Genomic DNA, 25934 nt, shown 5'->3' with positions numbered 1-25934 from the left:
ACTCCACAACACACCCCCACCCCCACCCAGAATCTGGGGGTGTGGGCTTATTATATCGTGGGCGCCGCCCCCCGGCCCCCCCACCAACGTCAACACACGCGAAAAGGGACGTGCGGACAAGAGGGGCCGCGCTCCTGCCCCTTCCTGGGCGCGAATCCTCCTGGGCAGGCGGCGACCCACCATGCCCGGTCGTCGGGCTTCCCGCTGCCGAGACTGCCCTCCACCGGTGCGTGACACCACCCGCATCGCACCGTCAAGTGACTGATGCGTGTGGTTCGTTCGGCAACGCAGGCTGAGATCGGCCGAGACGTCCGGCGGGGCTCGGACGGCGGTACGTGTGACACGGAAAAGAGGACCTGACGTGGCATTGGTCGAGCAGCAAACGCTCAAGAGCAGCAACCCGATACTTTCCCGGCCGCAGTTCGGACGCCAGGGCGGGCAGAAGACTGCGGTCAGGGACCCGAGGGCCGGGGCAGCCGTGGCGCGGGACCCGATCAGGGCCGGCAAGGACCTGGAACAGGTCTACGACACCGAACCCGCTCCGTTGCCGCTCTTCGTCGGTGACCTGATGACCATGGACGCGGTCTTGGCCCGGAGCGCTGCGGCGCTCGGTGTCACGATTCTCGCGGCGGTCCTGTCATGGACACTGCTGCCACTCGCCGGGCTCGGTACGGCCGCGTCCTACGGCATCGTCACCGCCGCCGGAGTCATCGCCGTGGCACTGGTGTTGAGGCAGTACCGCACGAACCTGCCGTCTCCCCGGCGGACCCTCGCCTTCGCGGCGTCCCAGGGTGTGTTCCTGAGCGTGCTTTCGGCGACGGCTTCCAGTCACCTGTCGCCCGGGATCTTCGTCCAGACCGTGCTCGGGACGATCGCGGCTTCCGGCGGAACGCTCCTTTCCCGCAGACTGCACTGGGTGCGGGCGAACCGCCGGATCCACGCCTTCGTCGGTGCCGCGCTGCTCGGCCTGGGCCTCCTCGCACTGTCGGACCGGATGCTGTATCCCCTCATGGGCGCGGACGGTCTGGGCCTGCGCCCCTTCGGCATCGGCGTCTTCATGGGCGCGATGGGCGTTCTTCTCGGAGCCGTCGCCCTGCCGCTGCACTTCCGACAGGTCGAGGACGGCATCACGTACGGGGTGCCCCACGACCAGTCCTGGCCGGCGGCGTTCGGGCTCACCCTGACCCTGGTGTGGCTGTATGTGGAGACGGCGCGGTCGACGACCCTCAACCAGGGCCACGGATATTACTGAGACGGGTCTTCTCCACGGATTCCGCCAGATTTTTCCAGATGTGCCACCTGTCCGCGACGTGGATCGCGTCCGGGGCTCCGAGGCGCCCGGCCTCGGCGTAGGCGAGAGAGCGGTCTCGACAGATCACCTCGATGCCGGGGTGGGCGGCCATCCATGCGGCCACCGTCCCACGGTCCGGTCGGGCAGCAGATCGACCGGCTGACGCGTCTCGATATCCACCAGGATGGTCGCGTAGACGTGCCCCTTGCGCAGCGCGAATTCATCGACACCAAGCACTTTTGGCGTGTCGGCCACCGGATCGGGCAAGGCCCGTATGAGGCGCAGCAGCGTCGACCGGCCGGCGGTGACCGCGAGCGTTGCCGCAAGCCGGGCACCGGCCCAGCCTGCCGGCATCAGAGCCAGCCGCTGCAAGACCCGCTGCAACCCGGCGCTTCGCCGTCCGTGGCGGAACGTCAGCCCGTCGATCTGCTCGACGAAGGTCGCCCGAGTACACACGGACTCCCGGCAGCGAAACCGCCGACCCCCAACTCGATGACCACCCCTCGGTGGCCAACCGCGCTGTCCGCGAGCCGTCGAACGTACCGGCTGTGAACCCGAGCCGACGCCACACCGCAGCCGGGACACGTGGCCGGCTCCGCTACCGCACACGCTCGCACGACGACCAACTCGCCCTCAGCCAGCACGTTTTCGATCCGGACACCATCGACCCGGTGGAACCACAGGTCCTGGAGGAGTACATCAGCCACGGCTGTTCATGATCGCGGGTTCGGTGACTCTCCGTGGCTCTGGTACGGAAAGTGATCCAGAACCACGATTCACACGCCGCCGACACCTGGGGCGGCGCGGCGTTGGCGCGCACGGGAGGGTCGGCGGGCCGTGACGTTCGCCCTGGAGGGAGCCGCTGGTTGCCCCTGCCGCAGAATGAGCGGTTGCAGCAGGTGCGCTGCGTGTATTCGGTGTGCGTCCCCTTGTCGGAGGAATCCTTGCGCTCGTTCACGATCTCTGTTCTGGGTGCCGTTGCGCTGCTGGTGGCCGGGTGCTCGTCCGGCGGACACGATTCGGCGGATCGAGGGACGGCGTCCGCGAGTTCGGGCGTCGGTGCGGCCACCGCGGCGAGTGCGGTTGCAGCCCCGCGTGGGGGCACGGCGCCGGACGAGGTTGCTCGGATCATGCGTACTGGGATCGAGCGTGTGCGTGCGTCCTCGTCGTTGCGCATGGTCAACACCGCCGAGACCGAAGGCGGTTCGCCGTCCGTGATCGACTCGCGCATCGTCGCCGGCAAGGGCAGCCACACCAGGTCACGGCAGGACGGCTTCTCGATGGAGCAGATCGTGATCGGTGACGACGTCTTCACCCGCGACGGTGGTGCGCCGTGGGAACACGGTCGGGTTGACCCCGCCAAGCGGTCGGCGGGGGCCAACCAGGCCAACGAGATGCCGAAACTGGCGCAGCCGATCTACGAACTGGCCGCCCGCCCGGAGACACTGGCGGTCGTGGATGCGATCGAGATCGACGGGGTGCGCTGTTTCGGGGTGCGGGGTGGGTCGATGGTTGCCTATTTCACGCCGGGTGATGCGGGATACCTGCGGCGCTGGACGAACCGGACCGCGAGCTCGCGCATCACTGTCGACATCACCGAACTGGACAAGCCTATCGAGCTGAAGCCCCCGCTCGATTAAGCAGGCCTCGCGGTGAAGCATGATGATCTGTGTGTCGGGATCTTGGCGCGGTTGTGCCGGACCGGTGTCGCGGGCGCGGCGGGTCCCGCGGCGCCTCTCGGTTTCCTCACGACTTTCGGGTCGGGTTGTCGATCGGGCACGCTGGCCCGTCGATGGCGCTGTGGTGCTGCTCAAGGCCCCTTGGTGGATGGGCGGTGCGTCGTCTCAACGGCGGCTTGGGGGTGCAGTGTTCCGACCTGGGGCGGCACGGATTGAGAATGTCGTGCTGTTGTGGCCCGGGGGCTTGGCGTGTGGCGTTGGGTGTGCCTGTGGTCGAGAGGTCGGTTGACCTGGGGTGCCGCACGGTTTGAGAAGGTCGGGCAACGCCGTTGAGGATTCCCCCTTGTGTGCGGTGTTCGGGGCCGGCCGTGATCGCCACCGCCGGGGAGACGCTGCACGCCCGGAGCCGGCCCTGATCGGGACGGTCGTGGCGCGATGGTTGGGTGCGGGCGATCCGGTGGAGACGACTTGGCAAACCCCTGGACGCGCCACTGCGCTGACTCGGAGGCGCCGGCCCGTCCTCCGACCAGGAGGCAGTGTCCTTCCGGGTAGGTCCGGGTGACCTCTTCGCCCCGCAGGAGCTTCGCCGCGATCCGCCATCCTGTGAACTGCCCGGGCGGCAGCGTGTCGAAGTCGGGGACGCGGACGGGGGTCGCGGTGTGCCGCTGAAAGAGGGCGAGGGTCTCGACGGCCGATCATGGCGTTCAGCGTTTGCTGTGTCTCGTCGGACCGGTCGAAGTCCAGCGTGCCGTAGGGGACGCCATGTTCGGGCGGGGCATGACGCATGCTCAGCCGACCCGCGTTCGGAGCGCGGCAATGTGCCAGGAACGCGAATGCCGGGTGCACGGCGTTCACCGGTTCATCCCCACAGTCGCCGAAGGCGACGGTACGGGTTCCGGCGCCCCGGGCCGGGGTGTAGCGGTCCTCGATCCTGGACACGTGATGAGGTTCCTCGAGTACCACCCTGATCCCGGCCGTGCCGCGGCTGCGCTCGATGCGGTCGACGTCGGCGGCGGCCAGGACGGTCCCGTGGGGGTCGAGCACCTCCAGGAGGAACTCGGCGTTGTCGCCGAGGTTGTCGGCGACCGGCGGGACGGTGACGGTCGCGTGCTCCAGAGGGCCACCCAGGCCGCCCGGCGCGTCGACCAGCCCCCGGTAGGCCCCGCCGGGGTTGGTGAACGGGGCGCCGTAGTCGAGGAAGCCGCGGAGGATCTCCTCGAAGTCGCCGCCGCCGGCGTCGGGGAACCCCCCGGTGACGGTGATGGGGCGCTCCTGCGAGGACGCCGCGCACCGCGCGATGACATCGACGGCGATCCACGGTCCGCCGCGAGTGTCGCCGGACATCCAGGTCATCGCCAGGCGCGGCCGCGAGGGCACGGGTGGGAGGGACCCTTCGCCGAAGCGCAGTTCGTAGCGGTAGTGGGGGTCGGTGTCGACGACATCGTGACCGCGGCCCTCTGCCGCCGCCGAGAGGGGCCGACCGGGTTCGTCCGACGAAAGGGTCGGCGGCGGACGTGCGACCCGTCGGGCGCCTCGGGCGCGCCGGGGCGGTCGGTCGGGCGGGCGAACGGTCAGGCTGCGGCTCGCCGGCGGACGGTACGTTCGAGGATTCCGAGGGTGGCCTTGAGCGCCGACTCTGGGACCACCGGGAAGGTGAGGCGCCGCTTCCACTCCTCGGCGAGCCCCGACCAGTCGTAGTAGGACGTCACGAGGGTGCCGCCCTCGGCCGGCTCCAACCGGTAGCCGTACACGTGGCGGACGTGCGGTCGGATGCGGCCCTCGACGGTCCAGGCGATCTCCTCGTTCGGGACGAGCTTGGTGATCACGACCTCGACGTCGTACTTGCCCAGGGGGAAGTCCCCGAGGGCTTCCCGGTCCATGTGGACCACGAAGCGGTCGCCGGGGCGTTCCACCGGTCCGCCCTCGGCGTCGAGGAGCATTCCCGACGCGTCGATGTCCACGTGGCCCCGCGGGTCGGTCAGGACCGCGAAGACCGCTTCGGCGGAGGCGGGGACGAGGCGGGAGACCTCGACGCGTTCGACGACCTCGACCGGGTCGATCTCCTCGCCCTCGCCCGGAGTTCGCGCCGTGGCCGTCAGGGTCGCCCGGCCGAGGGTGTGGGTGGACATGGTGAAGCCGAGCTGGGCGGGGGTGCCGTCGACGGGAACGCCGATGGACTCGACGTCGAGGGCGTGTACGACCACGAGGTAGCGGTGCCGACCGTGCCCGGCCGGCGGGGCGGCGCCGATGAAGCGGGCCGCACGGGCGTCGTTGGGCAGCTGGAAGGCGCCTTCGGGCAGGCCCGAGCCGGTGTCGTCGCCCGCGCCCTCGGGGAGTTCGGTGACGCCGGCGGGGATGTCGGCGACCGCCCAGTGCCAGAAACCGGATCCGGTGGGGGCATCGGGGTCGTGGATCGTGACGGCGTAGCTCCTGGTGCCTTCCGGCGCTCCGCTCCAGGAGAGGTCGGGGGAGAGGTCCTTGCCGCCCGGGATGCCGAACATGCCGGAGAGCTGCGCGGGCGCCCAGGGAGCGCCGTCGGCGACGGAGGTGCTGGTCACGGTGAACGGGGCAGCCTCGGCGGCGAGGCGGGTGAAGGGATTGTCGGTGCTCATGGATCGACGATAACACGGATAATCGATTATCTGGAGGATCGTCTATAGTGAGTGGCGTGACTCAGACGTTCCCCGCCTCGTCCGCACCGGCGAAGCAGATGCTTTCCGAGCAGGTGCACGCCCGCCTGCGGGACGCGATCATGCGTGGCGTACATGCCCCTGGTGACGCGCTGAAGCCGCAGGACCTCGCGCAGGCGCAGGGCGTGAGCCTGGCCGTCGTCCGCGAGGCGCTGGTGCGGCTGGTCGGTGAGGGACTGGCCGACCGGCTGCCCAATCGAGGGTTCGCCGTGCCGGCCTTCTCGGATCGGCGTTGGCAGGAGATCGCCGAGGCGCGCCGGGTCGTGGAGCCGGTCGTGCTGCGCATGTCCGTCGAGCGCGGCGACGTCGACTGGGAGGCACGCGTACGGGCGGCGCACCACCGGCTGGCCCGCACGGTGCCGTACGACACAGAGGAGGGCGAGTACTACAGCAGCGCCTGGGCCGAGGCACACCGGGTCTTTCACCGCACGCTGCTGGAGGGTTGCGGCAATCCGATCCTGCTGGAGACGTTCGATCGCATGTGGACCGCAAGCGAGTTGGCGCGTCGCTGGTCGGCCCACCGCAACCGCGACCGCGACGGCATCGACGAACACCGCCGACTGGAGGAGGCGGCCCTTGCCCGCGACGCCGACACCGCGGCCGAGGTCCTGACCACACACCTCACCCGAACCGCCGCCGACCTGACCCTCCCGGAAACCTGACCCGGCTCCGGCTCGTCACCGGACCGACCCGTCGAATCGCGAAGCAGAAGGCTGGTCACCACCGCGCGGGACCCGCATGGCGCCGTTCGGTTCCTCAACCCGGGAAGGCTTCAACTCTCCCCCGACGTGCTGGACTTCCACCGGTTCCGGATGGCCGAGCGCCGAAGGACGGAGACGCCGCCGGCCCGCAGTGACTGGCAGCTCGTCGAACGCGACGTACTGCGCGTACCTTCCGGCCGCTACCGGAGGTGGCCGCTCGATGACCGAGAACCGGACCGCACGGCTCGGCGTCCTCGGCGGCATGGGACCGGTCTCCTCGGCCGAGTTCGTCCGCAGCGTGTACGACCACTGCTCCGGTGTGCGGGAGCAGGAATTCCCGGGGCTGGCCCTGCATTCGGACCCGTCCACCGACCGCCGCACCCCGCAGACGATGGACGGCCAGGACTCGGCGGTGCTCGACGCGCTGATCGCCAGTCTGCGCTCGCTGACCGACCTGGGGTGTCAGGAGATCGTCATCTGTTGCATGACGCTCCATCACCTGCTGCCCCGGGTGCCGCGAGACCTGAGCGCCGCCGTGGTGTCGGTGCTCGACGCCGCGGTCGAAGCCATCGCCCGCACGCCCGGACGCCATCTGATCCTGTGCCCGGAGGACTCCCGCCTGCTGCGCCTGTTCGAGCAGCACCCCGGCTGGGACCGGGTGGCCGACTCCGTAGTGTTCGCCGCCCCCGCCTGGGAGCACGACCTGCAGCGGGCCATCAACGCCATCAAGGTCAACAGGGGGCCCGGGCCGGCGCTGGAGTGGATCGCTCGCCGGATCGTGGAAACCGGAGCCACCTCGGTCGTGGCGGGATGCAGCGAGATCCACGTACTGGCTCGCCGCTGGGGCAACCGGCTTACCGTCCCGGTGCTCGATCCCTTCGACATCCTCGCACGCGCCGCCGCCGCCGGCGGCTTCTCCCGCCACGCCCAGATCGGAACCGGAGTCGGCTGACATGAGGCATGAATTCGCTTTCTCCCACGCGACGGCCACCGCGCTGCTGCTGCGGCGGCGCGTCGCGGAGGAAATCTCCTTGGACGCGTGGCCTGTCGAGGACCCGGGGATTCGTGATGCAGCGCTGGCCGCTCTTGCCAACGGCGTGCCGCGCGCCGTGATCGAGCGCGACGGGTACGCCGTCGTGCGGCTCGACGCCGAGCAGCTGGACGACCAGGAACTCTGCACCGCCTACTGGAACCTCTTCACCTCGATCTTCCGGCCGGCCCCTCAGCACAGCACGGGAGAGATCATCTACCCGTCGAGGTCGGCACCTCGACGGCCCAGGTCAGTCACTACTCGGGCTCGAACCGCTCCGACGGCTACCACACCGACGGCACCCTGCTGCCCGAACCACCCGACGTGGCAATGCTTTTCGGTCTTTCGACGGGCGACGGGGGCGAGACCTTCGTCATCGACGGACGGCGAATCGAGGAGGAACTGGCCAGCCGAGAACCGGCGTTCGGGGAGGTGCTGCGCCGACCGGTGCGCTACGCGGCCAACGGCCAGGACGAAGGGGCGCCCATCAAGCAGCAGCCGGTGTTCGCTGCTTTCGGGGAGGACTTCCAGTTGCGCTGCCTGCGCTTGTACATCGAGCAGGGCCACGCGGCCGCGGGCCTCGACGTGCCGGCCGAACTTGCCGCGGCGATGGACGCCTTCGACGAGATCTCGCGGGAACGGGCCCGTCAGACCGAGGTTCTGCTCGGCCGGGGTGTGGCGCTGATCTGGAACAACCGCCGCATGCTGCACGGCCGCCGTCCGTTCAGCGAGACCTCTTCTCGGCGCCGACTCCGCCGGGTCTACGGGGCCGTCGACAGCGGGCGCCTCGCGACGACGGGTGCGGTCCGATGACGTTGACCACCGCGAGCCGGAGCCTGGCTGATCGGCTGGCCCCCGACCTGATGTCTGCGGGGTTCGACGCGTTCTTCGGCACCCCGTGCGGGATCCTCGCGCCGCTGTACGCACAGCGGGCCGGTTCGCCGAGAGCGTGCGCGCGCATGCCGGGACGGAGCGTGCACTGTGACAACGAGCGGTTCCCCGACGCCCTACGTGCGACTCGCCCCCGGGGATCGGCCCCCGGTGAGGCGGGTCCGGGAGACGATGGCCCGCCATGACCGACCTCGACTTCCCAGCCGTACCGGCTCCGTTGGGGCCGATGGTACTGAACGGGCGGGTGTACGACGACATCTTCGCGGCGGGTGCCCGGCTGATCGGGCTGCTCCGGCGGATGGCCGCGCTGGGCGCCGGGCCCGAGATGTACCCCCTGTGCATGGATGGTCGCGAGGAGGATCGGTTCGCGACCTGCATGGCCCGCCCGGACATGGTGATCGACGCGACCGGCCCGAAGTTCGTCGAGTTCAACATCGGCGGCGGCGTGGACCGGGTCGTCGACACTGCCACCGCGAGTGCTGCCTGGATCGGCGTGTACGGCGGTCCGAACGCGCCGTTCACCGCGCCCGACCCGCTCGCCGTCCGGGACGCATTCTTCCGACGCGCCGCAGCGGACCTGAAGGTGCGCCCCGCCGTGGCGCTGGTCGGCTCGATGCGGGACGTGCGCTGCGAGACCACACGCCACTTCGACCTTCAGATCGACTGGTCCTCACGCCTGCGTCTGGTCGCGATGCCCGAATGCGCGCTGACCACCCCGGACATGGCGGCGTGCCGGGTCAAGACGCCGGTGACGGGCGCGCGCAACGACCGCGTCAAGCACAGGGTGATCGCCGACGTCGACCTGCCCCCGGGCGGCGCCGACACACGCACCGCGACCGGGGCGATGGTGCTCGCGGCGACGGCGGAGGCTTCCGGTCCCTCCGGCGACTACAAGGCCACCTCCCTGTCCCCGTCCGGCTCGTGGTCGGCGGGCGGCAACTCCGGTTCGATGAACTGGTCGTACGGCATCGGCGTCCCGCCCGCCATCGGCGGCACCGCCCCCACCGTGAACCTGGGCTACAACTCCGGCAGCGTCGACGGCCGCACCACCTCCAGCAACAACCAGGCCTCGTGGATCGGCGAGGGCTGGGAGTACTCACCCGGCTTCGTCGAACGCTCCTACCAGTCGTGCACGCGCGACGGCCAGGACAAGTCCGGCGAGAAGTGCTGGTCCACCCAGAACTCCCTGACCCTGTCCCTGAACGGCAAGTCCTCCACCCTGATCCAGGACGACACCGACAAGACCAAGTGGCGCCTGGAAGGCGACGACGACTCCCGCATCGAGCCGCTGACCGGCGCGGCCAACGGCGACGACAACGGCGAACACTGGCGCCTGACCACCGGCGACGGCGTCCAGTACTACTTCGGCATCGGCCACAAGCCCGGCGGCGACAACACCGACCCCGCCACCAACTCCACCTGGACCGCGCCCGTCTACGGCAACAACACCGGCGAACCCTGCAACAAACCCTCCGGGTTCGACGCGTCCTGGTGCCAACAGGCCTGGCGCTGGAACCTCGACTACGTCGTGGACCCGCGCGGCGGCATGGTCACCTACTGGTACAACACCGAGACCAACCGCTACACCCGCGGCGCGATCCTCGTCGGCTCCGGCACCCTGACCGAATACGTGCGCGGCGGCACCCTCGCCAGGATCACCTACGGCTCGAAGAAGACCGACACCACCCGCCCCACCGCCCAGATCGTCTTCGACACCGCGGAACGCTGCCTGAAGAAGGACGGGTTCGACTGCGACCCGCCCAAGATGACCAAGGCCAACGCCGCCAAATGGCCGGACGTGCCCGTCGACAAGCAGTGCGCCACGACGGGCACGTGCGAGGAGTACGGCCAGACGTTCTCGTCGTACACCCCCACCATCCGCGCCCTGCGCCACGCCCGTCGGCATCGGCCCCACCAGCCCGCCGCCGATCTCCAATCCTTGATCGTCGCCATGCCGACCACCCCCGGACACAGTCCACTGCCGTACGCTTCCGAGGAGGTCCACCGAATCCGCGCCCTCCTCCCTCACCCGGTCCAACTCGCCGAGCCTGATGGGGCCGACCGCGACGACGCCCTGCGCTCTTCGCGCACCAACGGCCCGACTGCGGCGACCGTTCTCGCCCACCTTCCACGGTGCGCGATCGCCCACTTCGCCTGCCACGGCGAGAGCAACCAAGCCGACCCGTCCCGGAGCCGACTGCTCCTGCACGACCATGCCACGACACCGTTGACCGTATCCGCCCTCGCCCGGGTCGATCTTGACCACGCGCGGTTGGCCTACCTCTCCGCCTGCAGTACGACGGATCCTGGTGACCTCCGCCTCCTGGAGGAGGCCATCCATCTCACCAGTGCCTTTCAACTCGCCGGATTTCCGCACGTGGTCGGGACCCAGTGGCCGATCGACGACCGTCTGGCCGTCGAGATCGCCGAATCCTTCTACACCCATCTGACCACCGGCCCACCCGGAACACTCGATCCCGATCAGGCCGCCACTGCCCTGCACCACACCATCCGGGCAGTACGCGACCGCTACCCGGCGACCCCCTCCCTGTGGGCGGGCTACCTCCACACCGGCGCGTGACCGAATGGTTGCCGCCGCACGTGGCCGCTTGATCGGTGTCGCCCGTCGCTGCGCCGCGGTTGGTTCCGCGTCGCGGGGCGTATCAGACATCTCATCGCTTTTGGGTGTCAATTCAGGCCGCTGCTGGCAGTTGGCCGTGGTGGGCCCAGGCGGTGGCTTCGTCGTAGTGGGTGCGGGTTTTGAGGCAGCCGTACAGGATGCCGACGAGGCGGTTGCCGACCTGCCGCAGGGCGGGGTTGTAGTCTGCGGTGGCCCGGGTGCTGCCCGAGGCGCTGCGCGCCCACCGGATCGTCACCCCGGGCACCCTGCTCCGGTGGCACCGCCGACTGCTCGCCACCCGGTGGCGCAGCCCCGCCCACCGGGCCGGCCGCCGCTCCGGTTGGCGAGGGAGAACCGGACCCGGGGAACGGCACGGCTGCTCCGTTTGTCGTCCCGTTCCGCGTCGACAGCCGCCGCGCGCACCGCGCTCTCCGACATCCGACCGACCGCTCCGCGTTCGGCGGGGATGTCGGGGGCGCCGGGCCGCTGAGCCTGGTGGTCGCCGAGCCGCCCGTCTTCGCCTGCGGCGTGCGTTGGGACGTCTTCCGCCTGGGCACCTGCCCCGACTTCGCCGGCGGGCTGCCCGCCATCAGCGGGCTCATGTTCGGCGGCATGCCCAAACCGCCGTGGGTGCACAACAAGGCCGCGCTGGTGGTGGGTTGGGTGACGCGCCCCGGCGTCTTTGCTCCGCCGGGTGTCCGACTGACCGTCAAGGACGACCTGACCAACGCCCTCATCGTGGACCGGTCGGGCCTGCCGGCGGCGTACCGGCAGGAGACCGTCAACCTGTCAGGCATCGCATCGGCCCGCACCATCACCGTGACAGTCACCTGCTCATCGGCCTGCGGAACCACGTCGAGTACCCACACGTTGCGCGTCGTCGGCAAGATCGCGCGCACCGTACAAGGCCTCGAAGTCACCCAAGCCATCCAACAGTTCGCCACCACTCCGGCCGGACCGCGCAACACCGTCGGCATGGTCGCGCACAAGCGCACGTGGGTGCGCGTGTACGCGACCTCCGAGTCCGGAGACTTCGGCCTCGGCCCGGGCGCGGGCGCGGTGCCGGTCACCGGCGAGCTGCGCATGATCGTCCCGGACGGCGGGACGGTGACCGCGCCACTGAACCCGCATGCCGTGGTGGCCCGCAATCCCGCACATGTCGTCGGCAACACCTTGCTGATCCGCGAACAACTGAACGGGGCAATCCACTTCGAGCCCGACTGGCCTACCCTCGACGGGCCGGTGGCCTGGCCCGCGACGATTCGGGTGGACCATACACGGCTCGGCGGTCCCGGCCCGTCGGCCTCGGCGTCGGGCGTCACGCCGGCCGACTTCCGGCGGCGGAACGCCCAGAGGCAGGTGGTACGCATGCTCATCTCCGACGGCAACCTCCCTGGCCCGGCGCCCACCGCGGCGGGGTGGGCGGTCGACCTCGGCGGGGCGCGTACCCGATTCGACGTTCAGGAAGACGCCTTCACCGGCAGCGGCGAGATCACGCGGCTGACCATCCACTGCCTGGACGCATACCCGGACGGCTGTCCCAGGCTGCGGATTCCGGTCGGCAAGACCTACACCGAGCGCATGATCCGGCTACACCCGCAGGCGGCCGACGCCCTGCGCGTCCTGATCGACGCCGCCAAGGACGGCAACGTCGCCGCGCGCCACGACCCGTGGGCGCACCAAGCGGTCCGCTGCGTGTTCATGCGCCGCGGTATGCCGATGGGCAGGCCCGCGAGCACTTCGAGCGGACCGACCCCGTTGCGCCGGCGGTCCGCGCGATCGACCGCTCGGTGGAGTTCCTGGACCTGGTCACCGCCTGCCACGCGTTCGCCGCGGCGGCCGGCCGACATCGACGGGGTGGGTCCGGCCGGACCCACCCCGTCCCGGAAGGAAGGGGACACCGTCGCCGCGGCGACGCTGCTACCCCTCCGACACCTGGGACGACGAATGGGCCCTGATCGAACCTTCTCTGAACTACCAGGACAAGAACATTTCCGGAGTCCGCTGCCTGCGTATTGCAGCACCGGCTTGGTCAACTTCAGCCCGCGCGGTGCTTCCGCCTCTCTAAACTGCTGCCACTCGGTAGCGTGGAGGGTGGGGGGTTCGTTCATGTCCACTGGAACCATTGAGTTTTACTGCGAGTATCCGTGCGAAAGTTGTCGACGTAGTGGAGCGCCCATAGAGAACGATTTCTACGTCGAAGTCCGAGAAGTCGAAGTCAACGCGCGTGGTGACGGGTGGGCGGCCAGAGGCAGGGGGGTCAGCTTTTGCCCCAGCTGCGGGGCTATGGTCCGGATGATCAGCCACCGGGTTCCTTTGGAGCTTCAAGGGCTGCCCTGCTCGCGGTGCCACGAGGCCGTTGTCTACCAGGTCGAGCTTCAATGCGTCACCACCGATGCCCGGCGGTTCAGCTTCACAGTATCTGTTACGTGTCCGGCTTGCGCGCGAAAGTCTGTCTTCCGAAAGCTGATCGAGAGCCTGAGCCGAGTCAGACGGATTCGAGTAAGCCTGACCGGCATGGAACTTGAACTTGAGAATGGTCAGGTCAGCTGAGTTGCCGGGGATACGGCCTCCACTTCCCAGTCGTGTCCGGATGAACTTGCCGGCTGTCAGGCCGTGCCGGCCATAGGGCTGCCCGGGGGAAGGCCTGTCGTTCGTCCGGCGACTTCGCGGAAGGTTGGGATGTCGAGGTTGCTAACGGCACAGGCAACGGGCGTGGTAGTGGGCCCACTTCGCGCGCGGCGGCTCGCACGCCAGACGCGCCCAACGCGCCCAACGCGTCCGACTCGCCCAAGAACCCCAGGAACGGCCGGACCGTGTTGTACCGCGAGGACAGCTTCTCGCGCATCGCCGCCTCGGCCGAGCCGTCGTCCTCGGGCACCAACGCCTCCAGGTCACCGTGTGTCACTTTCCGCCAGGAACACAGGCGCGGGTGCGGTAGCCGTTGGAACCGCCGGAGCGGGAGGCCGGCCTGGACAAACGACGCGGGCGCGGTCAGGGCCGGATGGCATAGCCATGCGAGGTCCGGACTCGGCTGGTCGAACGGGTCAGGGGCGTCGCGATATCCGGTGTCTGTTGGAACGGGCGGACCACACCATCCGGCCCGCCGAACAACGCCTGACCACCCTGGACCACCTCCACGCCCACGCGAGCAGGGCAGGAATCACCCTCCCAACAGAGATCAAGACTGCGGGTTAATGCTCTGCGAGCCCTAACTCCGCGGCATTGCTTGTAGAGGCCGATGGTGGATTCCATCAGCGCGTTGTCCAGTACGCCGCCGACCGAGCCGATCGAGGGGGCGATGCCGTCCCGGCTCAGATGCTCGGCCAGGGCGAAAGATGTGTATTGCGACCCCGCGTCGGAGTGATGTATCAGTTCGCCCGTCCCTGGCCGGGTGCCGGTGCGGTCGCGCAGCCACAAGGCCATCTCCAGTGCTGCCAGGACCAGTTCGGTGGCTCGGGGCGGGGGTGTCGGTGTGGTGCGACAGGATCACCTGTATGACGGACGGAATCGCCTGGCTCGCGGAGCCACAGAGCATCGCCTTCGGCGGCTACAGCGTAACGCTGGCCCGAGGGCTCGGGGTCGAGGCGCTGGCGGCGCGGATCGCGGCCTCGGCCCAGTGGTCGAAGCGGACGGTGGAGCCGGTTGGGGAGCTTACCGGGGACAGGCTGGTCGAAGCGTTGGAGGAAAAGTTCGGGGACGCCTGGGACGGGATCGGGCTGCGGCTGGGGGCTGGCGGCGGGTGGACCTTCGCGGTGGCGTACGGGGGCTGGTTCGGTGAGTTCAAGAACGATCCGGCGATCTCCGTGGGCGGCACGGAGGTCTTCTTGGTGGAGTACGAGGAGGAGAACGGCAAGCCGGTGCCGCCGACCTTCCACTACTACCGGGACGGCCGGACGGTGTGCTCGTTCAATCTGCACCTGGACGACTCCTGGGGCAATGGCAAGGTCGTCGGAGACCCCGAAGTTGCGGGCAAGATAGAGCAGTTGCTGAATGCAGAAGGTCTGCCGGACGAGGAGCGAACCGGCCGCGAGGTGCACCGGACCACTCTGGGGGTGTTGGAGCGGCACTTCGGTCTGTCACTCCCACGGGCCCTGGTGCTGGAGGCCCCGTTGCCGGCCGTCCTGCTCGCCGACCAGAGCGCGACTCTTTGATGGGTTGAGCTGTTGATCGGAAGTGTCTGTCCGATTGGTAATCACTTGCCCGGTGGAATCGTGTCTCCGGGTGGTGCAACCCGGGACCGCACGTACGACCGCACGGTCCTCACCGACGAGAACGATTCGCGCGTCCGCGACACGCGGCGTGTCTTGGCAGCATGCCCCCGCCTGCCCGATATCGTCACCGTCACGGTCCCGGAGGCGGACCATGTGTGCCGTTCGCCCGGACGAACGAGCGAGACACCCAAGGGTGCGATGCCCGTGCCTCCGGCCCGATCAGGCACGACACCGCATGGTTTCCTTCTCCGACCCGCGGCGCGATCCGGGAAACGCCGTGGAGTAGCCATGCCACATGTGAACGACCGGGCCGCCGCCGCGAATGCCACGACCTCACGGGAGTCCCCCTGCGGGTCCTGAGCGGATATCTGCGCCGGGGCAGGCCGGCCCTGGACACCGACGATCCCGGACAACAGGCCTTCCAGGCCATGCTGTTCGACTGCCTGTTCAGTCGGGACGGCGAACACCCCTGGGATCGCCACGGCGGACGCACCTTCCCCGAACTCCCGCTCTACTTCTCCTGGATCGCCCCCGCCGCGACCGGCTGATCATCCAGACCAACACCGCCGCCCGCGTCACCCGCTACCTCCTGCCTCGAACCACCGTCTTCGAGGACGACTCCTTTGAACAATGCGGCATCGCGGGGCTGCGCCTTCGCGAACTCACCGGCGGCAGGATCCTGCTCGAACACCTGCCCACGGGCGGACTGCTCGAACTGCGCGACACCTCACCCGTCCCGACCCGCCTCGCCCGCAAAACTGGGAACGCGAGGTCGAGGCGATGGCCGCCCGCCGCGCCCTGCGCCATCGCCACCCGGTGTGGAACGAACCCGCCGTAACCCCGACCGAACAACGATCCGCCCACCACTGGCGACCGGACGTATGCACCGTGCTGCGCAGCGCGCTGATGGTCCGCGCCGGACTGTGGTGGAGAGGCTACGGATCCCGCGCCCGTCTCGTGCCGCCCCCGGCGCAGCAACACCACCCGTTGCCTGCGGTGGGACAGCGGCCACGCCGAGGATCGCCTGGGGGCGATCCTCACCACCGGCGCGCTGGCGATCCCCGGGGCGACTCATCGGCCCGGGCGGGACGAGATGGATGTGAGTCTGCTCCGGCTCAGGGAGGCCGCCGTCGAACTCGTCGGGCCCCTGTGCCGCGAACCGACCTCGGTGCCATAGACCCTGCCGCATCCGCAACCCCGCCCTTTGGGCGGGTCGCAGATTTCCGAGAGCCGCCGTGTGTGGCCTCGGTGTGCAACGTCGGGTGGCCGGCCGCCGCACAGGGTCAGACCTGGAACTCCCGTTCCGCACGCCGTAGAACGTCGCCTTCGCGGGGTCGGACCTCGCTCTCGGCCAGCGTGTCGGCCGGCTTCGCGAACGCCTCGCTGCGCCGCACCACGTCAAGGAACGTCGTCAGCGCCTCCCTGTCCCCCAAAGAGCGTGCGGGTCGAGCAACTCCGACCGGAACGAGTTGACCGCCGGGAGCGTGTCACAGTGCACTGGTGACATGACTGAATCCTTGGACACGTTGGGTCCGGAACGTCGCGTCCTGCGGCAGCGGTTGACGGAGATGGACCAGCGGTTGAGGCCGATGGTCACCGCCGCAGTGGCCCAGGGCCGCCCGATCAGCGACGTTGTCCGCTGGACGGGCCTGGACCGCGAGACCGTCGAGCGTTGGACACGGCGTGTCCACCAGGATCCCGGCGCTGATACCTCGTCGAGTGACGTCCGGACCGGGACGCACTGATCAGCGATCCTCCGACGCGCCGGGCCCTGTCCGATGACCTGTGTGCACCGCCGATACGCCCCCCACGTTCCCGCACGGGTCGTATCGGCCGGGATCGCCGGTCTCGCCCGGTGCGCCGGCTTCACCAGGACGCGAGGGCTCGGTATCGCGGCCGTACGGCAGATACGCCAGGAGGCCGCCGGCCCTGTCGGGACGGAGACGGCGGTGAACGCATGCAGCGTGCTCACCAGTAGTCGTCGTCGTCCGGGCCTGTCGACTTCAGCGAGCGTTGACAGGCTCCGGCGTGCGCCGTCGACCCGTCGGTGCCTTTCCACAGTCGGCTCTCCGACGTGATGCCTGGTGCCGGGGTCGGCGGCCCGCCTCCCGAAATGCGTGCGACCGCGCGGAGTTGCCCGGCGCGGCCAACTCCCATGGCGTTGTGTCGACCCCCTCCCGACATGACGGCGCACCGCGGGATGGCGTCGATCTGCGACACGTGTCCGCCCGGAGTGTGCCGGTGGCAGGGTCGACGGGGTGGGTCCGATGCCGCCGCGGTTGCCCGGTTGTCTGAGTACGTGGACAGCCCCGGTTGAGTATGTCGTCCCTGGGGGTGTGGTGCCCTCCGCCGGGAGGGTGGGTGCATGACGACGACGGCGGGGCGGCGGGATTCGGGCGGCGGAACGCGGGCGGGGGGCGGGGGCCGCGTTTCGCTGGTGGTGTCGGCCCTGGTGTTGCTGTGGGCGGCGACCGGCGTGCTGATGCTGGTACTGCCCGTCGGGGCGATGATGAGCGACCCGTGCGAGTCGGCGGCGGACGGTCTGATCTGCACGACGAGGGGTCAGGCGTTGTGTTGGCAGATCCCGTGGATCGGCGGACCACTCCTGGGCGTCTCCGGGACGATCGCGGTCCTCGCCGGGGCGCGGGCCGTGCGATACGGCGCGGTGCTCGCGTGGGCGGTCGGCCTGGTCGTGATGGCGGTCTGCGTCGGTCGGATCGCCGATTCCTACCACCCGCGGTAGCCGGCACCCGCCGACACGACGAACGGGTCCGCATCGACCCTCGCGCCGCGGGCGCCGTCCTTGGGGCCGGCCGAGTCCCAGGACCCGGGCGGCCCCGGGGACGGTGTGCCCGCGCCCGTGCCGAGTTCGTCGATCGACGTGGCCGGGGGCGACAGGGCCGGCCGGCGGTCCGAAGCTCTCCGCCGTCCCGGATGTGTGCGGGCGCTGCGGTGGGGAGTTCGGCTACGGGGCCGTGTGGTTCGTGGTGTCGGCGTCCGTCCGGAATCGCGAGGACGGCCCGGGCGGCCTTCTTGAGGAGATCGCGGTCGGGGGCGCCGAACCAGCCTGCGTCGCTCTTGCCGACCACGAAGCGTCAGAAGGTTCTGACCAGGGACGTCCGGTCCGTTGGTTGGCCGACCGCGTTGCGTTGTCACAGCGGGCGGCGCCCGGTGTCGGGGCTGTCGGTGATGATCGTTCCCGTGACCGATCTTCCGGCGCCCGGCGCCCTTCTCGCGGATCTCGACGCGTACACCCGGGCGGTCGCCGCCATCTTCGCGGCGGACGACGCCCGCCGCCGGGGGTGGGGGCCCCGGTTGGCCGACGACGTGTATCAGGCTCTGGCGTATGCGATCGAGCACTACGAGCATGAACACCTCGAGGAGGTCCTCGCCGACCGGCCCCTGCGTTCGCCGGTTCCGGCCGCGTCCGCAGGTGCGGGCGCGCCGGAAGGGCCGCCGACGCCGGACGATGCCTTGGTCGCGAGGCGGCGGCGGGTCTCGGGTGTCTTCACGGGGGCGACCGCGGTCGCGGTGTTCGGGACCGGGGCCGCCGGATGGGACGAGTGGGTCTATGCGCCGACCGTCGGCATCGGCCCGCTCCGGTTCGGTATGACCGTGGACGAGGTGGTCGGGGCGGCAGCCGGGATACCCGGCCGGACGAGCGTCGGCGATGGTGTGCCGCGCCGCGCGATCTTCTCGCCGACGTGGAGGATCGAAGTCCGCCGTCCCGAGCCCGCTTCCTCACTGCCCGCGGTCACGGCGTATGTGAGCCGGGCCGTGGGGCTGTTCTGCGTCGCCGTCGACGCCGTGCACGGTCCCCGGGTCGCCTACGACGGACTCGCGCTGGTCGGCAGGGACCGGGCGGAGTTGGAGAGCGAGGCGATCGCGTATGCCGAGGCGAGGGGCGTGTACCTTCGCTACTCGCTCGAGGGCTACGCGGGGCCGGACGATTTCGGGGTCGTGATGTGCGGGCAACGGGTCGGGCGGGTCCTGCGGTCGCGTCCGTTGTTCATGGTGACGCGCGACGGCGCGAACACCGAATGGGACTCGCTGCCCCCCGAGGAGTACCCGGGCAACGGCCGCTCCACGGACTGACGTCGCGTGGCGCCACCTGTCCACGACCCCGGGACGGTCGACCCCGCGACCGACGGGTCCCGGCCGCCGCGGGGTCGACCGCGACCGCCGGCGACGACCCCGGCGGCGCGCCGGACGCGACGAAACCGCCGACGGCCGGGCCCCGTTCGACAACCCGTCGAAGAGATCGGCCCCGGCGAACGATCCGCGCACCTCGCACCGGCGGGAGCACATCGCGGTCGAAACCGGTCGACCGACTCGACGTCGACGACCCCATGCCGGCCGGCGGGATACCGGGCCCGCGGTCACCGCTGCCTGGGACTCGGCCCGGACTCCGAGCTGGGGTGTGGCCAGGTGGTTCGACCGGATTGTCGTGGACCGGAGGACGTGAACCGGCCCGTCGGCGCGTCAGCGAAGTCGTCATCGCCGGTGTCGGAGGGCTGCGTAGATCAAGGCCGGCGGCAGTCGGCGGTCGATCCTCACGGCGGCGAGGGCCGTCCGTGGGTGTCGACGGCCGGGGGCAACGCCGCGATGCGTCCCCGGGAGTTCGGCGCCGGCGGGTACCTCCCGGGGCAGGCTCGGGGCCAGGCGTTCGAGGCGTTCGCGGGTGGTGGCGCGCAGGTGGTGTGCGGGGACGCGGTCGAGGAGGTCGTGCGCGCGTGCGGCGGCGTCGCCGGGGGTGGTGGGTGCTTCGGCCAGGGCCAGGACGGCGGCGGCCGCCGCCCAGCCCGGTGACGCGTGCACGGCGGCGGCGATCGACGCGTGCGCGTGGACGCCGGCACGGTCGCCCTGTCCGAGGGCGATGTGGGTCTCGGCGGTGTGCAGGAGGTGTTCGGCGTGATTGAAGCCGAACCGCCCCGGGGCCTGTGCCGGGGCGGCGTCCAGCGCGTCGTCGGCGTCGATGACCGCGCGCCGGGCGTCTTCGCTTCGGCCCAGTGCGGCGAGGGACGGCGCGAGGGCCCAGGACGACAGTTGCGCGCGTCGCAGCGCTGTGCCGGCCAGGGCGAGGCCGTGTTCGGCATGGGCGAGTGCGGCTTCGTGGCGTCGGTCGACGCGGGCGACCATCGACGCCGCGCCGAACGTCCACGCCCGCAGGTCGTCGGCGCCGCAGCGTTCGCCCAACAGCGCGGCGGCGGCCAGGTGCGCCTGGGCGCCGGTGTGGTCGCCCAGGTGGAACGCGAGGTTGCCCAACAGCGCCGTGAGCCGGGCCGCGACCGACCGCAGACCCGCCGCCGCGACGTCGTCCCCACCGCCGGCGGCGTGTTCGAGCACGGGCGCCAACATGCCGCGTACGCGGTGGAGTTCGCCGAACAGTACCTGTGGTGGGTGGCGCGAGTAGTTGAGCGCGTAGGGCTCCACGGCCGCCTCGGCGAGGGCCCGCGACGCGCGCGGGTCGTCGGTGAGGGCGCGGTGGAGGGACTCACGGACGGCGGGCAGTCCGGCGGCGGTGGTCACGTGTTCCACTCCCCAGTGCGTGGTCGCCCACCCGACGTGGGTCTCCCGCGCCCGACCGTACCCGAGCCCGCCCGTCGGAAGCCTCGTTTCGTCCCTTCCGCACGCGCACCGTGTCGCCAACCCCAGCCGGTGCTCGGTGGTGCCGTATGCGCGTGCGAGGACTTGCGCGTACTCGGGCCCGGGCCGATCCGGCCCGTGTTCGAAACGACACAACTGCTCCGCCGAGAGGCCCGGCACGCGCAGTCCGTCGTCGGCGTAGATCCGCGCGACGATGACCAGGGTCTGCGCGCGCGTCCAGCCCAGCGCCAGGCGCCACCCCTCCAACGCGGAGAGTTCGGGGATGCGCTCGCCGATGGTGTCCGCGATCTCCTCGACGGGTCGGCCTTCGCGCTCGCAGCGGGCACGGATGGTCGCGGCCTCGCGGCGGATCTGTTCACGCCGCGCCCGGGTCGGCCTCGACATCGCGCCCCCTCGACGGTGCGTCACCGAACGATGACCGCACCGTAACCCGAACCGGCCGCCATCCGGGAGACATTCGCCCCGACACCACCTCTATTGACACTCGACCTCAATGCCGTGCGCGCTCACCCGCAATGACCGCCGACACCGGGCCGACGCACGCTGACACCACAACGCCGCACCACAAGGCACGACCCGACGACGAAAGGGATCGCCATGAGGACCGTGTTCGAACCCGAAACCGAGCCCCGGACCACCGAGGCAACCATGACGACGGAAGTCGCCCTGGTCCCGCTGCTGTTGGACCGGTCGCGCCCCGCCGGGACCGCGATCGACCTTCCCGGCGCGCTGGCCCTGGACGAGCGCACGCAGGTTTCGTGGCTGGACGGGCGGCCGCTGATCGAGGTGCCGGGCATCGAAATGGCCACGAAGTCGACGTTCAGCACCGACGGGAACTCCGCGATCGCCATCGACGAGGGAGCCGACGATCTCTGACCGACCCCCGTCGCGGACCGGCCGGCCCCGGGTGCTCGTCGCCACGGGGCCGGTCGACCCGACCGCCGACCTCGTCATCACCGAACTCAACCACCGCGGCATCCCGTGCGCCCGCATCGACCCCGGCGCCTTCCCCCACGACGTCACCCTCGACGCCACCCTGTCCCGGGACGGCGTCTGGCACGGGCACCTCGGCCAGGGCCGTTCACGAGTTGGTGGTGATCTGCGAAGCAGTGTCGAACGTGCTTGCGGTTTCCCGTGTCGCTGGTGATCGTTTCCCAGTGCCGGTCGGCCGCGTGGTGACTTCCCTCTGGTTGATCCGTGGGTGCGGGTGTTGCCCTGCTTCGGCTGCGTCGTCAGGGGCTGTCGGAGATCCCCAAGGGCCTTGCTCGAAGTCGGTGCCGGTAGGGGTATCAGACGCCTGTGTTCCGCAACGCGGCGACGGCCTGTGCGGTGGCGGTGCCGATGGCCCCGCTGATCGCGAAGTCGTCCGAGCCCGGCCTGGAGCGAGTGAAGACGGCAGCGGCGTATCGGCGGCCGTCGGGGTAGGAGATCACGCCGATCTCGTTGCGGATCACGCCGACCAGGCTGCCGCTCTTGGCCGCGACCCGAACGGGAGGCCGGAATCCGCCGGCGATGCGGTGCCGGGTCACCTGCCTTGCCATCACGGCGCGCACCCGTGCGCAGGCGGCTGCGGGGGTCGCCCGGTCGGTCGGGCTCGGGGCGGGTGGGGCGGCGTGGGTACCGGTGGTAACCCCCGGGCCCGCGAGCGGCCTTACCCACCGGCCCCGCGACGGCGTGTGCTGGACCCACGACGCCGACACGCCGAGGCCGTCGCGAAGTCCCGCCGACATCGAGGAGATCCGGTGACGACACGATTCACCGACCCCGTACGCTTCACCGACCCCGTCCGCACGGTGATACCCCACACGTTGGCCCGGCACCTGGCCGACGCCTGCGACGACAGCGTTGAAGGCCACACCTGGAGCGCCCGCAACATCGCCGCGGCCCGCGCGATCTGGGCCGAGGACACGGCCGGGGCCGTGCCGGCCGCGCTGGGACGGCACACCTCCCGCACCGAGCCCGACGCGCGCGGCTGGACGGTCCTGGCCCTGCCCGCCCGCATGGACGACGCCACTCTGATGCGCGTGGCCGCCGCCGCCCTGAGCACCCTGGGCGCCCCGTTCACCTCCATCGACGCCGGCACCGGATTGTGGATCGGCGGCGAGACGCGACCCGACGCCGACGCCGCGTCCTTCGGCGGGACCGGCGCGCAGGGTCTGCACATCGATGCCCCCAACGTCGAACACGTCCCGGACTACACCGCTTTGCTGGTCCTGCGCCCGGACCCCGCGGGCGGGGGAGCGTCCCTGATCGGCGACCTGCGCGCCGCCCTCGCCGAAACCCCCGAGTGCGACCGCGAACTCCTGCGCCGGCCCGTCTACTTCGAGGGCCGCGCGGACCGTCTCTCCGGCGTCGGCGCACCCCGACTGCCGTTCCCGATCCTGGAACACCTCGACCCCGGCGGGCGGGAACGGGTGAGGTGGGCCGCCAAGGCCGTCACCGACCCGCGCAACAGCGCCCACCGGGCGGTGTTGAAGCGGTTCGACGCGACGCTCGCCCGCCACACCCGCGCCGTCGCGTTGGGGCGCGGGCAGTTGATGGTGTGCGACCAGACGCGGATCGCGCACGGCCGCACGGCCCTGGGGGAGCAGTCCGGTCTCGCGGACGGGACGCGCCGGGTGTTGATGCAGACCAAGGTCGCGTACGACGCGTCCGCGCCCGCGCACAACCTCCACACGGCAGCCGGTGATCGCCGTGGCTGACGTCGACGTGAGCGTGGTGGGCACCGGCGTAATCGGCCTGGCAACCGCCCTGGAACTCCTGGATCGCGGCCTCACGGTGGCCGTGGTCGGACCCCGGCGCGGCGATCACGCCGGGCAGGCGACCCGCGCGGCCGGCGCGATGTTGTCCACGTTCTCCGAGGTCGAACCCCACCACGGCTCCGACCGGGTCCGCGTGGAGACCGCCGAACGCCTGGCCGCCCACGAGATGTACCCGGCCTGGCTGGACCGGTTGCGCACGAACACCGGCGCCACGGTGCACGCCGGACGCGGGACCTGGGTCCTGGCCGCGGCCGGCGAGCGCCCGCACCTGGACGCCGTCGCCCGCACCGCCCGCGCGGCCGGGCACCCGGCCGAACACCACCCACCCACCGCGATCACCGCAGTGAGCGCGCCCGACACCGGCGCGGGCGCGCTGTGGCTGCCCACCGAGGCGTGGCTCGACAGCGCGACCCTGATGGACGCCCTCACCACCGCCGTCGCCGACCATCGCGCCGCCACCTGGCACGACCGGCCGGCGCGAAGCGTCACCCACGACGGCGTGCTGTGCGCGGACGGCACCCGCATCCGCGCCCCACGCACCGTCCTGGCGGCCGGCACCGCCACCCCCTCACTCCTCCCGGACGCCGGTCACGACCTCGGAATCCCCCCGATCCTCGCCGGCCGCGGCGCGAGCATCACCCTGCGCCGCCCCCGGCCGGGCGAACCCGGCCACGTCGTACGGACCCCGAACGCTGCGTTCGCCTGTGGTGTCCACCTCGTGCCCCGCGCCGACGACACGCTCTACCTGGGCGGCACCAACCGGCTCACCACCCGCCCCGATCCCGACGTCCCCGCGACCTTGGACGAACTCTCCGTCCTCATCCACGGCGCCCGCACCCGACTGGACCCGGCGCTGGTCTTCGCCCACCTGTTGTCCACCCGGGTGGGCCTGCGGCCCTACACCGTGGACCACCTGCCCCTGATCGGACCCACCCACGACCCGCGCATCGTGCTGGCGACCGCGACCTACCGGTGCGGAATCCTCCTCGCCCCCCGCATCGCCCACCTGATCGCGGACGAGATCACCACCCCCGGCACCCTCGACGACCACCCCTACCGCGCGAATCGCCCCATGCCGATCCCGGACCTGGCCACGATCCTCGACGACGGCGCGGGGCAGGCCCTGGTCGAACACCTCACCCAGGACGGTACGACCCTGCCGCCCCACGCCGCCCGCGAACTCGCCGCGTTCGCCGTCGCCGGCCTGCGCGCCCTCGCCGACCACGACAGCCCCCACGGACGCGCGATACGCCGCCTGTGGAACACCGCACCCGTGATCGAGGCCGTGCCCTCCCTCCACGCCCTCGCCCGACGCCTGGAGACCACCCCATGACCCCCACCCACCCCAACCCCGCCCCCGATCACATGCGCGCACTGGTCCTGGCCACCGCACGCACCCTGCGCCCCGACGCGGACATCACCGCGACCACCGCACTGGACCAACTCGGACTCGACTCGCTGGACCGCCTCGCCCTGGCCGTCGACATCGAACACACCACCGGCTTCGCACTGCCCGACGCCGTCCTCGCCGACGCCACCACCCTGGACGACCTCGTCACCCACCTCACCCACTCCGCGCCCCGCCCCACGGCTCACGCCCGCCGGACCGACGACACCGCTCCGAGCACCGAGCCCGTTCCCGACCCCGGGGGCCGGAACGGGGATCGCGACCGCGACACCGACCCATGGCACACGCACCGCGACCGGCTCGCCGCCGACACCACCGCCGGCACCGGCTTCGACGGCCCCGGCCGGGCGGACCCCGGATCCCTGGTCGGCGACGGAAGTCGCCTGTGGCACCAGGCGCAGGTCGCCACCGGGGCCCGGATCGGCGCGGACTGTGTCGTGGGCAAGGGCGCCTACATCGGCACCGGCAGCGTCCTGGGCGACCGCGTCAAGATCGGCAACCACGCGAGCGTGTTCGGCGCCCGCGTCGCCGACGCGGTGATGATCTGCCCCGGAGCACTCCTGCTCGAAGACGCCGCCGCCCGCGCCACCACCCCCGACGGCCGGCGCAAGGGCCCCGACGACTTCGACCGCACCCCCGTCACCGTCGAGTCCGGCGCCACCGTCGGCGCCGGCGCCGTCGTCGCCCCCGGCGTCCGCATCGGCCGGCACGCCATGGTCGCCCTCGGCGCCGTCGTCGCCCACGACGTCCCCGATCACGCCCTGGTCGCGGGCAACCCCGCCCGCCCCTGCGGCTGGGCCTGCGCCTGCGGCCACACCCTCGATGCCGACCTCGTCTGCCCGCACTGCGCCCGCGCCCACCGCCACCGCGGCACCGGCCTGACCGAGGTCACTCCGCGGGAGTGATTGCCGCACCGGTTTGTCACACGCTCGTCGCAACCCGCCGTGGGGGCGCCCCCCCCCCCCCCCCCGGCGCGACCCGCACCCCCCCAAAGCCCCCACCCAACAACCACCCCCAACAAAAACACACACCCCCCACACA

21 protein-coding genes and 6 pseudogenes are annotated in these 25934 nt (G+C 71.0%); 17 read left to right on the top strand and 10 right to left on the bottom strand.

Annotation, left to right across the window (positions count from 1 at the left end):
• Positions 1 to 361 precede the first annotated feature (361 nt).
• Positions 362 to 1252: a Bax inhibitor-1/YccA family protein gene (locus tag ABZS54_RS31870; RefSeq protein WP_355543903.1), complete on the top strand. Its 891-nt coding sequence runs from the start codon at positions 362 to 364 to the stop codon at positions 1250 to 1252.
• Here the strand turns inward: ABZS54_RS31870 and ABZS54_RS31865 are convergent.
• From ABZS54_RS31865 to ABZS54_RS31855, 3 genes are read right to left on the bottom strand one after another with little or no spacing between them, the layout of a single operon-like run.
• Positions 1227 to 1403, bottom strand: a complete 177-nt coding sequence (locus ABZS54_RS31865; RefSeq protein ID WP_355543900.1) for a transposase — start codon at positions 1401 to 1403, stop codon at positions 1227 to 1229. The two genes, ABZS54_RS31870 and ABZS54_RS31865, sit on opposite strands and share 26 nt — an antisense overlap.
• Positions 1376 to 1747 (bottom strand): hypothetical protein, encoded by a 372-nt coding sequence (locus tag ABZS54_RS31860; RefSeq protein ID WP_355543897.1) that lies wholly within the window; start codon positions 1745 to 1747, stop codon positions 1376 to 1378. Before ABZS54_RS31860 ends, ABZS54_RS31865 begins: the two co-directional genes overlap by 28 nt.
• Positions 1705 to 1860, bottom strand: coding sequence for a hypothetical protein (locus ABZS54_RS31855; RefSeq protein WP_355543909.1), 156 nt, complete (start codon positions 1858 to 1860; stop codon positions 1705 to 1707). Before ABZS54_RS31855 ends, ABZS54_RS31860 begins: the two co-directional genes overlap by 43 nt.
• Between ABZS54_RS31855 and ABZS54_RS31850 the strand changes: the two genes are divergently transcribed.
• Both ABZS54_RS31850 and ABZS54_RS31845 read left to right on the top strand, forming a co-directional pair.
• A complete protein-coding gene (locus tag ABZS54_RS31850) occupies positions 1840 to 2010 on the top strand; it encodes a hypothetical protein (RefSeq protein WP_355543912.1) in 171 nt (56 codons plus the stop codon). The two genes, ABZS54_RS31855 and ABZS54_RS31850, sit on opposite strands and share 21 nt — an antisense overlap.
• A 456-nt stretch (positions 2011 to 2466) precedes the next feature.
• Positions 2467 to 2931 (top strand): hypothetical protein, encoded by a 465-nt coding sequence (locus ABZS54_RS31845; protein WP_355543894.1) that lies wholly within the window; start codon positions 2467 to 2469, stop codon positions 2929 to 2931.
• Positions 2932 to 4541: 1610 nt separating this feature from the next.
• Here ABZS54_RS31845 and ABZS54_RS31840 read toward each other — a convergent pair.
• Both ABZS54_RS31840 and ABZS54_RS31835 read right to left on the bottom strand, forming a co-directional pair.
• Positions 4542 to 4994 (bottom strand): annotated as a pseudogene (locus ABZS54_RS31840) (SRPBCC family protein); the annotation flags it as partial.
• A gap of 51 nt (positions 4995 to 5045) precedes the next feature.
• Positions 5046 to 5582, bottom strand: a pseudogene (locus ABZS54_RS31835) (YbhB/YbcL family Raf kinase inhibitor-like protein); the annotation flags it as partial.
• A gap of 56 nt (positions 5583 to 5638) precedes the next feature.
• On the opposite strand from ABZS54_RS31835, the gene ABZS54_RS31830 reads away from it, so the two are divergent.
• The 5 genes and pseudogenes from ABZS54_RS31830 (at position 5639) to ABZS54_RS31810 (ending at position 10863) form a co-directional block, all read left to right on the top strand.
• Positions 5639 to 6322: a GntR family transcriptional regulator gene (locus tag ABZS54_RS31830; protein WP_355543891.1), complete on the top strand. Its 684-nt coding sequence runs from the start codon at positions 5639 to 5641 to the stop codon at positions 6320 to 6322.
• A gap of 51 nt (positions 6323 to 6373) precedes the next feature.
• Positions 6374 to 6550, top strand: a pseudogene (locus tag ABZS54_RS31825) (hypothetical protein); the annotation flags it as partial.
• A gap of 31 nt (positions 6551 to 6581) precedes the next feature.
• Positions 6582 to 7313, top strand: a complete 732-nt coding sequence (locus ABZS54_RS31820; RefSeq protein ID WP_355543888.1) for an aspartate/glutamate racemase family protein — start codon at positions 6582 to 6584, stop codon at positions 7311 to 7313.
• A 222-nt stretch (positions 7314 to 7535) separates the two neighbouring features.
• A complete protein-coding gene (locus ABZS54_RS31815; protein WP_355543906.1) occupies positions 7536 to 8204 on the top strand; it encodes a TauD/TfdA family dioxygenase in 669 nt (222 codons plus the stop codon).
• 259 nt (positions 8205 to 8463) lie between these two features.
• Positions 8464 to 10863 (top strand): CHAT domain-containing protein, encoded by a 2400-nt coding sequence (locus ABZS54_RS31810; protein WP_355543885.1) that lies wholly within the window; start codon positions 8464 to 8466, stop codon positions 10861 to 10863.
• Positions 10864 to 10975: 112 nt separating this feature from the next.
• On the opposite strand, the pseudogene ABZS54_RS31805 reads toward ABZS54_RS31810, so the two are convergent.
• Positions 10976 to 11119 (bottom strand): annotated as a pseudogene (locus ABZS54_RS31805) (IS110 family transposase); the annotation flags it as partial.
• 1507 nt (positions 11120 to 12626) lie between these two features.
• Between ABZS54_RS31805 and ABZS54_RS31800 the strand changes: the two are divergent.
• Positions 12627 to 12860 (top strand): annotated as a pseudogene (locus tag ABZS54_RS31800) (DUF6192 family protein); the annotation flags it as partial.
• A 1270-nt stretch (positions 12861 to 14130) separates the two neighbouring features.
• On the opposite strand, the pseudogene ABZS54_RS31795 reads toward ABZS54_RS31800, so the two are convergent.
• Positions 14131 to 14361: pseudogene (locus ABZS54_RS31795) on the bottom strand (IS3 family transposase); the annotation flags it as partial.
• A 38-nt stretch (positions 14362 to 14399) separates the two neighbouring features.
• Here ABZS54_RS31795 and ABZS54_RS31790 point away from each other — a divergent pair.
• Entirely contained in the window at positions 14400 to 15056 is a 657-nt protein-coding gene (locus tag ABZS54_RS31790; RefSeq protein ID WP_355543882.1) for a DUF6461 domain-containing protein, read from the top strand.
• Positions 15057 to 16399: 1343 nt separating this feature from the next.
• Here the strand turns inward: ABZS54_RS31790 and ABZS54_RS31785 are convergent.
• Positions 16400 to 16549, bottom strand: a complete 150-nt coding sequence (locus ABZS54_RS31785) for a hypothetical protein (protein WP_355543879.1) — start codon at positions 16547 to 16549, stop codon at positions 16400 to 16402.
• Between the two features lie 72 nt (positions 16550 to 16621).
• On the opposite strand from ABZS54_RS31785, the gene ABZS54_RS31780 reads away from it, so the two are divergent.
• The 3 genes from ABZS54_RS31780 (at position 16622) to ABZS54_RS31770 (ending at position 19211) form a co-directional block, all read left to right on the top strand.
• Positions 16622 to 16861, top strand: coding sequence for a hypothetical protein (locus tag ABZS54_RS31780; RefSeq protein ID WP_355543876.1), 240 nt, complete (start codon positions 16622 to 16624; stop codon positions 16859 to 16861).
• Between the two features lie 620 nt (positions 16862 to 17481).
• Positions 17482 to 17859 (top strand): hypothetical protein, encoded by a 378-nt coding sequence (locus ABZS54_RS31775; protein ID WP_355543873.1) that lies wholly within the window; start codon positions 17482 to 17484, stop codon positions 17857 to 17859.
• A 458-nt stretch (positions 17860 to 18317) separates the two neighbouring features.
• Positions 18318 to 19211 (top strand): hypothetical protein, encoded by an 894-nt coding sequence (locus ABZS54_RS31770; RefSeq protein WP_355543871.1) that lies wholly within the window; start codon positions 18318 to 18320, stop codon positions 19209 to 19211.
• Between the two features lie 399 nt (positions 19212 to 19610).
• Here the strand turns inward: ABZS54_RS31770 and ABZS54_RS31765 are convergent, their stop codons facing one another.
• On the bottom strand, positions 19611 to 21107 hold the full coding sequence (locus ABZS54_RS31765) for a Twin-arginine translocation pathway signal (RefSeq protein WP_355543869.1): 1497 nt from the start codon (positions 21105 to 21107) through the stop codon (positions 19611 to 19613).
• A 264-nt stretch (positions 21108 to 21371) separates the two neighbouring features.
• Here ABZS54_RS31765 and ABZS54_RS31760 point away from each other — a divergent pair, with 264 nt between their 5' ends.
• Positions 21372 to 21599 (top strand): hypothetical protein, encoded by a 228-nt coding sequence (locus ABZS54_RS31760; protein WP_355543866.1) that lies wholly within the window; start codon positions 21372 to 21374, stop codon positions 21597 to 21599.
• A gap of 413 nt (positions 21600 to 22012) precedes the next feature.
• On the opposite strand, the gene ABZS54_RS31755 is transcribed toward ABZS54_RS31760, so the two are convergent.
• Positions 22013 to 22453 (bottom strand): serine hydrolase, encoded by a 441-nt coding sequence (locus tag ABZS54_RS31755; protein WP_355543863.1) that lies wholly within the window; start codon positions 22451 to 22453, stop codon positions 22013 to 22015.
• Between the two features lie 12 nt (positions 22454 to 22465).
• Between ABZS54_RS31755 and ABZS54_RS31750 the strand changes: the two genes are divergently transcribed.
• Genes ABZS54_RS31750 through ABZS54_RS31740 form a run of 3 tightly spaced genes read left to right on the top strand, consistent with a single transcriptional unit; the run spans position 22466 to position 25798 of the window.
• Positions 22466 to 23425 (top strand): TauD/TfdA family dioxygenase, encoded by a 960-nt coding sequence (locus ABZS54_RS31750; RefSeq protein WP_355543860.1) that lies wholly within the window; start codon positions 22466 to 22468, stop codon positions 23423 to 23425.
• Positions 23418 to 24818 carry an FAD-dependent oxidoreductase gene (locus ABZS54_RS31745; RefSeq protein WP_355543857.1) on the top strand — a complete coding sequence of 467 codons (1401 nt, stop codon included), beginning with the start codon at positions 23418 to 23420 and terminating at the stop codon, positions 24816 to 24818. The genes ABZS54_RS31750 and ABZS54_RS31745 overlap by 8 nt, the downstream gene beginning before the upstream one ends.
• A complete protein-coding gene (locus tag ABZS54_RS31740; RefSeq protein ID WP_355543854.1) occupies positions 24815 to 25798 on the top strand; it encodes a phosphopantetheine-binding protein in 984 nt (327 codons plus the stop codon). The genes ABZS54_RS31745 and ABZS54_RS31740 overlap by 4 nt, the downstream gene beginning before the upstream one ends.
• Positions 25799 to 25934 lie beyond the last annotated feature (136 nt).

The sequence above is a fragment of the Embleya sp. NPDC005575 genome, assembly GCF_040605455.1.
Lineage (GTDB): Bacteria > Actinomycetota > Actinomycetes > Streptomycetales > Streptomycetaceae > Embleya.
The sequence above is the reverse complement of the archived record's forward strand: the minus strand, read 5'-3'. Positions and strand labels throughout refer to the sequence as shown.